The organism is Paenibacillus sp. NPDC058367, from assembly GCF_042723305.1.
In the GTDB taxonomy this organism is placed as follows: Bacteria; Bacillota; Bacilli; order Paenibacillales; family Paenibacillaceae; genus Paenibacillus_AQ.
Map to the genome: position 1 here is coordinate 1,523,486 of NZ_JBHXIZ010000001.1, position 12,517 is coordinate 1,536,002.

Sequence of the window (12,517 nt, forward strand, 5' to 3'; positions counted from 1 at the left end):
TGGCCTAAGTTAAAAGAAATTTGATGATCTATGGAGGAAAGAAATGAAGAAGAAAAAAGTGTTGCTCTGGACCATCGGAGTAGTAGCTGTAGTAACAGCCGGATTGTTGGTGTATACATTTTTACCTGATAAGAGCAGTCAGGCTGCTGAAGTGCCCATTAATACAGCCACGGTTACGAAGGGCGATATCGTAGTAAATGTATCTGGAGCAGGCTCCGTCACGGCCACTGAAACAGGAAAAGTGAAAACGAAGGACGCTGGAACCGTAGCTGAGGTGCTTGTCAAAGAAGGCGACAATGTGAAAAAAGGTCAGACATTAATTACCTTCGAAGGCAATGATTTGAGCGACAATCTCAAGCAGGAACAAACCTCTCTTACCTCGCTTGAAGAGGATCTTCAGGACAAGCAGGAGCAGTATAAGAAGCTTGCCGTGGCAGGTGCCTCTGAGGATGAATTAGCCAGTGCCAAACGTTCGATTGAAAAAGCGAAAACGGATATCGCTTCTCAAATCGAAAAAATTGCATCTGTACAAGAGGATATGATCCCTCCAGATCCCCTAACCGCCCCTATTGACGGAACTGTTACAGCAGTTAACATAGCCAGCGGTGAAAAAGCGATGGATGGCTCTGAACTCATCGATATCACCGATTATGCTAATTTAAGCGTCATAGTGCAGGTGGATGAGCTTGATATTCCTACAGTGAAAATAGGGATGCCTGCTACCATTTCATTGGATGCCCTGCCCGACACTGAATTCAAGGGGAGTGTTACTAAGATTGCCAAGGAAGGCACCGTCTCGAACGGAGTCTCCCTCTTCGATGTTACCGTTGGCTTAACCACCTCCGAAGGCGCCCTTGTAGGGATGTCGGCAGAAGTTTCAGTTACAACAGCTGAGAAAAAAGATGTATTAACCGTACCTATTGAAGCTGTTCAAGAAAGAAATGGCAAGTACACAGTTTCTCTCCCTTTAACAGCGGGTTCACCGGGTTCAACCGATTCCTCAAAAGCCTCTAGCGAGGGCCAAGCACCGAGGCCTAGCGGGGCTCCCGATGCTAACGGTGGTGCTATGCCTAGCGGGGCTCCTGATGCTCGCGATGGCGCTATGCCTAGTGGAGCGCCTGATGCTCGCGGCGGTACTATGCCTAACGGAGCAGCTGGCACAAGAAACCGTGGAAATAGTAATCAGCGAACAGTTTCCGTCGAAGTGGGCATCCATGATGAGAGCAGTATTGAAATTGTCAGTGGGCTTAATGAAGGAGACAAAGTGATCATCCCTACTGTCATCTCTACCAAAACAGGTACAACTAGTACTGAGATGCAAATGCAAGGTGGCATGGGCGGTATGGGTGGCGCCGGTTTCGGCGGCGGCGGCTTTAGTGGTGGTGGTGGCTTCAGTGGAGGTGGTACTGGTGGCACGGGCGGAGCACCTGGTGGTGGCGGAGGTGGCAGTAGATGAGTGCTTTAACGCCACTGATCCAAGTCCAGAATATGACCCATGGCTATACTATGGCCGGAGAAACTATGACAGTTCTAAAAAATCTTTCCTTTACAATCGACTTCGGAGAGTTCGTAGCGATTATAGGTCCTTCCGGTTCTGGTAAATCAACACTAATGAACATGCTCGGATGCCTGGATGTATCGGATGAAGGAAGCTATCTCCTAGACGGACAAGAGGTTCGTAAGTTATCCGACAACAAGCTGGCAGTTATCCGGAATGAGAAGATCGGCTTTATCTTTCAAAACTTCAATCTCCTCCCCAAGTTGTCTGCTGTCGAGAATGTGGAGCTTCCGCTAATATACCGCGGCCTCTCACATCGAGAACGCAGAGAAACAGCGCAGCAAGCACTCCTTAAAGTTGGTTTGGAGGAGAGAATGCATCACCGACCTTCTGAGCTTTCAGGAGGTCAGCAGCAGCGTGTAGCGATTGCGCGAGCCATGGCTGGATCTCCCCCGATTCTACTTGCAGATGAACCTACCGGGGCGCTTGATACGCGAACTGGACAAGAGGTCATGCAGATGATACGAGAATTAAATGAGCAGGGTCATACAATCATCCTAATCACACATGACCTCGAAATTGCAAAGCAAGCAAAGCGGATCATTCGTATTCAGGATGGCAACCTCGTAGAAGATCGGAGGAATGCGAGGTGAAATTATTTCAAAGTATGCGGATGGCTCTAAAAAGTATTTACAGCAGTAAAGTAAGAGCTTTTTTAACGATGCTGGGTATTATTATTGGTGTATCATCCGTTATCATCCTCGTTTCTGTGGGGCAGGGAACTACTTCTCAGATTACGGAGCAGCTTAATGGACTCGGAACAAATCAACTGACGGTAAACATCACTGGCCGTGGGGCTACCACCTCCCTCACCTATGAAGAAGCCTTGGCACTAGGAGATATAGAGGGGATAGAAAATGTAGCTCCTGTGATCAGTGGCAACGTTACAGCCAAGCATAATACTGAGAATGTTAGCGTTACAGTTGAGGGCATTACACCTTCTTATGAGGACGTTAAGGATTTTCATGTACAGTCAGGACGTTTCCTGCTTGATATTGATACGGAGTACCGGCAGAAGGTAGCGCTAATCGGCACAGGTACGGCTGAGGATTTATTCGGTACAGATGATCCTGTCGGCCAAAAGGTACAGCTAAACGGGATCAGCTATAAAATCGTCGGTCTTTTGGAAGCAAAAGGCTCTAGTCTAAGTGGCTCCAACGATGATATCTTATTGATTCCTATAGCTACTGCAGAACGTCAGTTAAAAAGCAAAGGCGTACGTTCCATCACAATTGCGACGACTTCAGCAGACACTGTAGCTACCGTAAAAGATAAACTAGAGAGTACACTGGATGCTAAATTTAATTATGCGGATAATGCTTTTAGTGTCTTTGACTCTCAAGAGATGCTGGAAACTGTAAATTCTACGACAGCTACGCTTTCAATGGCACTTGCGGGAATTGCCGGCATTTCTCTGTTTGTCGGGGGGATCGGCATTATGAATATTATGATCGTATCCGTCAATGAAAGAACAAGAGAAATTGGTATCCGCAAAGCAATCGGCGCCAAAAAGTTCGATATTCTCGCTCAATTCATGATCGAATCCATTGTGCTTAGCGGATTGGGTGGGGTGATCGGTGTTGGCATTGGAGTCGCAGGTAGTTGGTTACTAGGAAAGTACACTTCACTTACAGTATCCATTGCTTGGGATATGGTACTGATATCTTTTGTTTTCTCCTTGCTTATCGGCGTGATTTTCGGAATGATGCCTGCGAACAAAGCCGCACGGCTTCGCCCCATTCATGCACTACGTAACGAATAGTAACTTCAAGTCAGCTGCCACAGTCATTATTATGACTTGGCAGCTTTTTTAACATAACAGAACGCATATTTTTGGGGCTGAGCTGGGTATCATTTACGAAGGCGTTGGGTAATAGGATTTATGGATTTGAATATAGATAAGGCAATAGGCCCATACCATAATCATTTAAATTTTTTATTATTGATATTTATTTGAGGAAGCGATTGCTCTATAAGTAGGACGTCCTATATACTTGTTGTACTACAAACTGCGATCCACACACAATTTATCTTTCCCATGCCTCAATTCCCACTATGTTACAACACCTCTTTTTTTTACATAATTACTCTCAACATCTTTGCCTGAAAATAAAACACGCCTGCCACAAATGGAAGTTCCGCAGGTTATAGTTAGCAGCAATAAGATTTGTTAAACATCTTATGCGGGGAGAAGATGACCGTGGCTGGATTTTTCGATATCAAAGTAACACGCAAACTAATCTTTATTTTCGCTGCGATCTCCATTCTACTGGTTGGAATTAGTGTAGCTTCTTTACTCTATCTAAATCACACCATTAACAGAATGTCAGATTCTTTATATGAAGATGTATTTGAGAACTCTGAGCTCATACTGAGCGCTGATCGTGATCTGCATCAAGCCGCAATCGCTCTCCACTCCTCCATGAGCTCGAACCTCACTGACGCTGAACGTGATCAGTTCATTCAGGAATTTAAGGACAATAATCAACAAGCACAAGAACGGGTAGGCCTAGCAAGTTCAGACATCAAATCTATCAACAAACCCTACAGTGATTTGAAACAGGCAAATATACTTACTGAATTAGAGAACGAGCTCCATGCCTTCGAAACATCCCTAGTCCTATGGAAGAGTACAGGAAGTAAATTGATAGCTGAACGAATGCAAATCGGATGGGACCCTGCTTCATATCATGCTGTAAGTCTGAACATGCAGTTAAATGAAGTCAGAACTCATCTAGATCAATCAGAAGACCTGATAGACACCTACGCTTTACAAGTAACAGATGGGTTCCAAGATAAAAAGAGTGCACTCTTTGCGCTATACTCATTGGTCTTCTTTATTCTGCTTCTAGTTATTATTTATCTGGGTCGCAAAATCATTTGGCTCAAAAATGAAATGCTGGAGGAACAAACACTCTATCAGCTAATCGGTGAAACCATGTCTGACTTTATTATTTTGACTGATCCTAACGGGTTGATACTATATAGCTCCCCTTCACATTCAAGTATTCTCGGCTATGTTCCTAAAAAGGGTGATCCACTCTCCAACTACATTCGTGAACCGGAAATTGCTTGGGCTAAACTAAAGAGTGTCGTTCAAGGAACCCCTCGTATCTCAGAGCTACGAATGCGTGGAGCTGAAGGGCAATGGGTATGGCTGGAAACGAAGGTGTCGCCTGTTCGGGGAAGAAATAATTTCCCAGCACAATTTATGTTAGTGTCCCGTGAAATTACACAACGGAAGCAATACGAAGAACGATTACATAAGCTAGCCTTCTATGATCATTTAACCGCGATTCCCAACCGTGCTCATTTCAAAATGTACATGGAGAATCTCATAAACCAACCCGAGGAACGGAGAAAGAATATTGCACTCGCATTGCTGGATTGTGATAGATTCAAGCAGTTAAACGATACCTTAGGACATCTGGCTGGAGACGAATTTCTCCAGCTGCTCTCTCGAGAGCTTTTGCAAACGGTTAAAGGTGTAGGCCAGGCGTTCCGGATTGGCGGTGATGAATTCGCGGTGGTACTGCACCGATTTACTTCTCCAGAAATGTTAGATGAAATGCTACAACGGTTGCTTAAGTTATTCAACAAATCTTGGTCTATTGACAATGGATCTAGCTTCCACACCTCCGCAAGTATTGGTGTAGCCCTATTTCCTGAGCATGGAGGCAGTATTAATGAACTTCTGCGTGCCGCAGATCTAGCGATGTACCTTTCCAAAGACCATGGAGGGAATGAAGCTAATCTCTACTACGAGCTTTTAGATGTAGGTTTATCCAACCAGATCATCGGAAAACCATAAGATCAACAAAAAGAGCTGTTCCGGGGGACAACTAACCCTGAAGCAGCTCTTTTTTATTTTTTTAACTGGTTAACTGCAGATGATCATCTGAGATTCCATCATTCTCCTGATCACGATCTATAACCATGACCTTGATCAGCTCTTCATCCTTGGAACAATCAATGAAGCGATCGCCATCCCCATCTTTCTCTTCCCAGTCATTTAGTCGTAATATATATCCGATAGAATCGGTATCTGGCAACACCTCAATTCGTGCAACTGCACGCCCATCCTCCATATACCGAAAGTCGCATTGTCCGTCCTGAATTCCTGTATCCCAAACCCAAAGATTCCAGCCTTGATATTTCCCATCTGGCCGCTCATAGTGTACTTCGATAATTTTGGACCGCGGTGCTGGCTCACCACATTCATCATAGAGCACCATCATCGACAAGCCTTCAATTTCCACCTCGCTACCTGCGACCTTCCGGAATGCTTCTGTCCCCGCTCGGGTATGATCCACTACCACGTTCCAACCGTTGTTAGCTTCAGGAAGAGATAGCTTTACTCGATCATTATTGGCATTAAAGATGACTGTTATATTGTTCCAGAGGTCACCTCCTGCATGATTTCTAAGCAGGTATGACACGATCCCCCCATCACAGCGCAGAAATTCCAGCGAACGCTCAATTTCCTGCCGACCATGTAGACGAAATGCCGGATGTGTACGCCGCAGTTCGATCAAACCTTTATAATATTGAAATACAGGCTTAAACATACTCTTCATGTTCCAGCGGATCGCGTTTATCGTATCACCGCTACGATAGCTATTATGATCTCCAAATTTACTGCGCAGTAGCTCATCACCGGCATGCAGGAATGGAATCCCTTGCGAGGTCAGGATGATTCCATTTGCAAGTAGGGATCGGCGCACGGTCTCATTGCAGAGAATATTCTCCAGATCTACATTCACGTAAGGATTAGCCCGTGAAATGGCATCCTGAAATCCCCCTTGAACGGTAAGCACCTTATCCCATAAATTCAAATTATCATGGGCCGTTACATAGTTCACCGATTCCACTGGGGAGTCTGTAAATTCGTGGATGGCTCCTTTGATTCCGGCTGCAATAGCCCCTTCTTTACCGTATTCCCCTGTAATGAAGCCCCGTCCCCATCCATCACTATCACCTTTGATCGCCGAACGAAAGTTATCATTGAAGACAGCATATCCTTTCCCCCGCTGCACACCTTTTAGCGTCTTTGTTGCCAGTGGAGAATCTCCACCTGTCCAAGGTTCGCCATATAACAGCAGATTAGGATTCACCTCAAGTCGAAGCTCTTCCGTTATTTCACGCATGGTCACACTATCCATCAGACCCATTAGATCAAATCTGAAGCCATCAATATGATACTCCGTAGCCCAGTAGGACAACGAATCCTTAATATATTTGCGTACCATCGGACGCTCTGTAGCCAGCTCGTTACCAACTCCCGAGCCATTAGATAAACGTCCCAAGTAGTCACGGCGATAGAAGTAATCTGGTACAAGCGGCTCGAAGGGACCCTTCTCCACAGCATACGTGTGGTTGTAAACCACATCCATAATTACTGAAATCCCACGACTATGCAAAGCCTGAACCATTTCTTTAAATTCCCGGATTCGTAGACCTGGATCGGTAGGATCAGTGCTATATGATCCTTCCGGTACATTATAATGCTGAGGATCATATCCCCAATTGTAGTCGGTATGTTCAATGGACGAACCACGCTTTATTACACTTAACTCATCTACGGTCTGGAAATCAAACACGGGCATCAGATGTACATGGGTGATACCCAATTCAACAAGATGATCAATACCTATTGTATTTCCTTCCGGATCTCTTAAGCCAAATTCGGTAAATGCTTTGAATTTGCCCTTATAGTACATGCCAGAGCTCTCATGTGAGGAGAAGTCACGCACATGCAGCTCATAAATAACCGCGTCTGCAGGATGCTGCAATGGAGGAGCAACGTCCTTCTCCCAATGCTCAGGATGGGTCCTGCGCAAATCAACGATTGCTGTTCTTAAACCATTTGCCGATACGGCTGTTGCATAAGGATCTACTGCTTCCGTCACATTTCCATCAGCAAATACAGCACGGTACATATAATATTTTCCTTTTAAATCACCTGATAACTTAGTCTGCCAGACTCCGCCGTTCTGACGCTGCATATATATAATACGCCCACTATCTGTAGAGCTCGGATCAAATCCAATGTTACGTTGATTTCCATCTGTTTCGTACATAACTAGAGATACAGCAAAAGCAGTAGGTGCCCAAACTTTAAATACACTGTACTCCACCGAGTACGTCAAGCCCAGGTCTTTACCTTCATAGACCTCTAACATTAATTCTGTATTTATAACATTTTTACTCATGAGTTAACACCATCCTATGGCTCCCTGGCTAACTTATAGGGATGCTTATAAGTCCAAATATTTCCAATTTAGATCATATTAATACTTGCACAGCTCTGCAAGTCGGTAAAGGAGTATAAACTTTCTATGGATTCATACTATTATTATATGTAAGACATATTTACAGGTTTGGGTTCCTTACCGACTTTATACTCATCACTATTACTATCGGCATAGACATCTGTGCAATAAAGCAAATAAAAAGTGAATTTAATTATTCTAAATTGAGTATAACGCTCACGTATGAACTTAAGCCAACGTAAGAAATAAAATTATCGATATACACACAAAAAAACCGACCTCCAAACATCGGAAGTCGGTAATAGTAGTTGGAACGTTATAAAACGTTTAACGGAGTAATGCATATGGAAATAGTTAGTTAGTGATGCTTTGAACAAGTGCAGCTACTTCTTCAGCAGTGCCAAGTTGCAATGCTTTTGCAGCCAGTTCCTTCATGTCGGCAGCCGACAATTTAGAAATTTGACTACGTGCTGGCAGAATTGACGTTGCACTCATACTGAATTCATCAAGGCCAAGACCTAGTAAGAGTGGAATCGCTGTTGCGTCCCCAGCCATCTCACCGCACATTCCTGTCCATTTACCTTCTGCATGCGCTGCATCAATTACATTCTTGACCAGACGCAGGATGGCCGGATTGTATGGCTGATACAGGTAAGACACCCGTTCATTCATACGGTCAGCAGCCATTGTATATTGAATAAGGTCATTCGTACCAATACTGAAGAAATCAACTTCCTTTGCGAACTGGTCAGCCAGTACAGCAGTGGAAGGAATCTCAACCATAATGCCGAGCTGAATGTTGTCAGATACTTCCTTGCCTTCTTCACGAAGCTTCGCTTTCTCTTCAAGCAGAAGATCACGGGCTGCACGGAATTCACCAAGTGTTGCGATCATAGGGAACATAATGCGAAGATCCCCATGAACACTTGCTCTCAGTAAAGCACGCAGTTGCGTACGGAAAATATCCTGACGATCCAGACAAAGACGAATCGCACGGAATCCTAAGAAAGGATTCATTTCCTTTGGAAGATCCAGATACGGAAGTTCTTTGTCGCCACCGATATCAAGTGTACGTACGACTACCGGTTTGCCTTTCATATTCTCAAGCACAGTACGATAGGCGTTATATTGAATTTCCTCAGAAGGCAGCTTATCGCGGCCCATGTATAGAAACTCAGTACGATACAAGCCTACACCTTCGCCACCATTCTCAATTACACCATTGACATCGTTTGGTGTACCGATATTAGCCGCCAGCTCCACGTGCTTACCGTCTGCAGAAATCGTTGGTTTATCACGAAGTTTCTTCCACTCTGCAATTTGCAAGTCGTAAGCTTCCTGCTTGCTAACGTACTCTGCCACTTCTGCTTCACTAGGATTAATAAGAACGTCACCGTTCAGACCATCGACAATCACTAGATCCCCAGAATTCACTTCTGTCATGACATTCTTAGTTCCAACTACCGCTGGAATTTCCAAAGAACGTGCCATAATCGCGGAGTGGGACGTACGTCCACCAATGTTTGTTGTGAAGCCTTTAACATACTTGCGATTTAGCTGTGCTGTGTCAGAAGGTGTTAAATCCTCAGCGATAACAATAACCTCTTCATTGATTTCTGCAGGACTAACATAATGAATACCCAGCAAGTGGTTCAGCAGGCGTTTGGTCACATCACGCATGTCAGCTGCACGTTCTTGTAAGTAAGCACTCTTCATGTTTTCGAACATTTCAATGAATTGTGTAGCTACTTCGTTTAGTGCATAGTCCGCGTTAACCGATTCCTGACGAATTTTATCAATTACGGGATTAATCAGCTCAGGGTCCTCAAGAATCAGCAGATGGGATGCAAAAATCTCTGCTTTCTTCTCTCCTAGTTCTGCTAAAGTACGCTCTTTAATGGTCTGCAGTTCAGCACTTGATTTAGCAAGTGCGTCATTCAACTTGGCGACTTCTGCTTCAGGATCACTGATACTAGTTTTTGTAATTGTATAATCCGGATGTTTCAGGATAAAAGCACGGGCTACTGCAATCCCTGCTGAAGCCGCGATTCCTGAAATTTTATTCATGGATTTCCCCTAGCCCTTCTTTAATCATTACATCAGAAAGTGCGCTCAGAGCTTCAGCTTCTTCGCTACCTTCAGTAATCAGAGACAAAGTGTCTCCAGCTTCTAGACCCAATGACAATACGCCAAGGATAGATTTCAATGTAACTTTTTTGCCTTTTGCTTCTGCATAAGCTTCTGTACCTTTGAATTTCGTAGCTGTATTTACCAAGGCAGTTGCCGGACGTGCGTGAATTCCATCTTCATCGATAATTCTGAATGTTGTTTGCATAATATTATCCAACTCGCTTTCTTTTAATAGAATATTTTTAAATTTATAGTGAAGGCTTCGCTCCCTTTAATGTTTAAAGGAAGCGTCCACCCTTGCACTTTTACTGAATGGTAATAATATCCTTATCACCAATAGATACCTTACCTGGCTTCTTCAAGGTTACGGAAGAGCCTTCTGGTAAATTGGAGAAAATAACAGGAGACATTACTGATGGTGCATGTGCTTTTACATATTCTAAATCCACTTCCATGATCGGCTGTCCAGCAGCTACAAGGTCGCCCTCTTCGACTAGAACTGTAAAGCCTTGACCTTTAAGCTTAACTGTATTAACCCCTATATGAACGAGCACTTCCTTACCTCCATCGGACATAATGCCGATCGCATGCTTGCTCGGGAACACATTAAACACTTTACCGTAGACCGGTGAAGCAATCTTTCCATCATCGGATAAGAAAGCAAAACCATCACCCGTCATTTTTTGGGAGAATACTGCATCGGGAACCTCAGTGATATCCACTAGTTCACCATTTACCGGAGAGACGATATCTTCTTTGATAATCGCTTCACCAGCTTCACCTGCCTGCTGTTCTTCTTCAGGCTGTGGCGTAGCCGCTACCGGCGTTGGTGCAGGTGTCTTCCCGCTAATTACATCTTGAATCTGAGATTTAATGGTATCGGAACGTGTGCCGAAGATCGCTTGAATGTTATTACCCACCTCAAGCACACCTGATGCACCTAACTTCTTCAGACGAGTCTTATCCACACCTGATTTATCTTTAACCTCCACACGAAGGCGGGTAATACAAGCATCCAGATGAGCGATGTTCTCTTTACCACCCAACGCAGACAAGATGTTTCGTGGTAAATCATCACCCGTTTTAGAAACGGCTTCTGTGTTAGTATCTTCAACCTCATCCGTATCCTCTTCACGACCCGGTGTCATCAGATTGAACTTCCGAATAACAAAGCGGAATCCGAAGTAGTAAATTACGGCAAGAGCAAGACCTACTGGAATTACGAGCCACCAAGCCGTACGGTTCGGGATAATACCAAAGAGCACGTAATCAATAAAACCTCCAGAGAAGGTCATACCAATCTTGACATTAAGAATATGCATGGTCATAAAGGACAAACCTGCAAAAACAGCATGTACTGCGAACAGCAATGGAGCTACGAACAAGAATGAGAATTCAAGCGGCTCTGTAATCCCTGTCAGGAATGAAGTCAATGCTGCGGAAAGCATCAAACCTCCGACAATTTTTTTATTATGAGGTTTAGCTTCATGATAAATGGCCAAAGCAGCTGCTGGAAGACCGAACATCATGAAAGGATACTTACCTGTTGTAAATGTTCCTGCTGTGAATTCTACGCCATCACGAAGCTGCTGCATGAAGATCCGTTGGTCACCTCGAACCAATTCCCCAGCTTTATCTACGTAGGTACCAAATTCATACCAGAACGGAGAATAGAAGATGTGATGCAGACCAAAAGGAATAAGCGAGCGTTCGATTGTTCCGAAGATAAACGCTGCGAGCGTTTTATTCGTATCAATCATACTTTGTGATACATAGTTCAGACCGTGTTGAATTGGCGGCCAAACTAAGGTCAATGCCAGACCAAGAATCAAGGACGTTACCGCAGTCATGATCGGTACGAAACGTTTACCTGCGAAGAAGCCCAGGTAGGATGGAAGTTCGATTTTGAAGAATCGTTTGTACATGGACGATGCCAATATACCGACGAGTATACCTCCAAATACCCCCGTTTGCAGTGTTGGAATTCCTAAGACGCTAGCATAGGAAAAGTCGCCTTGGCTCAGGACATAATCATTGACGCCAATTACAGTACCCATCGTAACATTCATTACGAGGAAACCAATAATAGCGGCTAGACCAGCAACACCCTCACCACCGGATAAACCGATGGCAACACCCACGGCAAATAGTAAGGATAAATTATCAAATACAATTTGCCCTGAGTTCATCAATACGTTCGCAATTGCCTGAACTACATCGTTCTCAAGTGCCGGAACGTATTGTAGAAAATCGGGGTTTACCAGCATGTTTCCTATTCCAAGGAGCAGACCGGCTGCTGGCAGTATGGCTACTGGGAGCATCAGCGCTTTACCGACTCTTTGTAAAACGCCGAAAAGCTTTTTGAACATCATGGTCACTTCCTTTCATTATTCACATTTTCAGTAAAACAGATGCCAAAAAAGGCATGAGCAACACAGTATAAAGGTTGTTATCTAACGGTAAGGTTAGATTACCCCAAGATGGGGACTAGCAACCAAAATACTGTAAATCACTCATGCCTGATCGAATCAGTTACACGCTTGGTATTCTGTTTTAA

Annotated in this window: 8 protein-coding genes; 4 read left to right on the forward strand and 4 right to left on the reverse strand. The window is 44.2% G+C overall.

The annotated features are described in order from the left end of the window. Window positions 1-43: 43 nt before the first annotated feature. The 4 genes from ACFWMP_RS06670 to ACFWMP_RS06685 all read left to right on the forward strand — a co-directional run bounded on the left by ACFWMP_RS06670 (window position 44) and on the right by ACFWMP_RS06685 (window position 5,369). Window positions 44-1,456, forward strand: coding sequence for an efflux RND transporter periplasmic adaptor subunit (locus tag ACFWMP_RS06670; RefSeq protein WP_379422645.1), 1,413 nt, complete (start codon window positions 44-46; stop codon window positions 1,454-1,456). Continuing rightward, window positions 1,453-2,151: an ABC transporter ATP-binding protein gene (locus tag ACFWMP_RS06675; RefSeq protein WP_042186162.1), complete on the forward strand. Its 699-nt coding sequence runs from the start codon at window positions 1,453-1,455 to the stop codon at window positions 2,149-2,151. Before ACFWMP_RS06670 ends, ACFWMP_RS06675 begins: the two co-directional genes overlap by 4 nt. Further along, window positions 2,148-3,320, forward strand: coding sequence for an ABC transporter permease (locus ACFWMP_RS06680; RefSeq protein WP_156113076.1), 1,173 nt, complete (start codon window positions 2,148-2,150; stop codon window positions 3,318-3,320). The genes ACFWMP_RS06675 and ACFWMP_RS06680 overlap by 4 nt, the downstream gene beginning before the upstream one ends. Window positions 3,321-3,758: 438 nt before the next feature. Beyond that, window positions 3,759-5,369: a diguanylate cyclase domain-containing protein gene (locus ACFWMP_RS06685; protein WP_379422648.1), complete on the forward strand. Its 1,611-nt coding sequence runs from the start codon at window positions 3,759-3,761 to the stop codon at window positions 5,367-5,369. A gap of 61 nt (window positions 5,370-5,430) precedes the next feature. Here the strand turns inward: ACFWMP_RS06685 and pulA are convergent, their stop codons facing one another. The 4 genes from pulA to ptsG all read right to left on the reverse strand — a co-directional run bounded on the left by pulA (window position 5,431) and on the right by ptsG (window position 12,329). Beyond that, a complete protein-coding gene (gene pulA, locus ACFWMP_RS06690; protein ID WP_379422650.1) occupies window positions 5,431-7,770 on the reverse strand; it encodes a type I pullulanase in 2,340 nt (779 codons plus the stop codon). A gap of 414 nt (window positions 7,771-8,184) precedes the next feature. Then, the gene (gene ptsP, locus ACFWMP_RS06695) at window positions 8,185-9,897 is read right to left on the reverse strand and encodes a phosphoenolpyruvate--protein phosphotransferase (RefSeq protein ID WP_379422652.1); all 1,713 of its coding nucleotides are present in this window, start codon (window positions 9,895-9,897) and stop codon (window positions 8,185-8,187) included. Continuing rightward, window positions 9,890-10,165 carry an HPr family phosphocarrier protein gene (locus tag ACFWMP_RS06700; protein ID WP_042131974.1) on the reverse strand — a complete coding sequence of 92 codons (276 nt, stop codon included), beginning with the start codon at window positions 10,163-10,165 and terminating at the stop codon, window positions 9,890-9,892. The genes ptsP and ACFWMP_RS06700 overlap by 8 nt, the downstream gene beginning before the upstream one ends. A gap of 100 nt (window positions 10,166-10,265) precedes the next feature. Further along, window positions 10,266-12,329, reverse strand: coding sequence for a glucose-specific PTS transporter subunit IIBC (gene ptsG, locus ACFWMP_RS06705; RefSeq protein WP_379423533.1), 2,064 nt, complete (start codon window positions 12,327-12,329; stop codon window positions 10,266-10,268). Window positions 12,330-12,517: the final 188 nt, after the last annotated feature.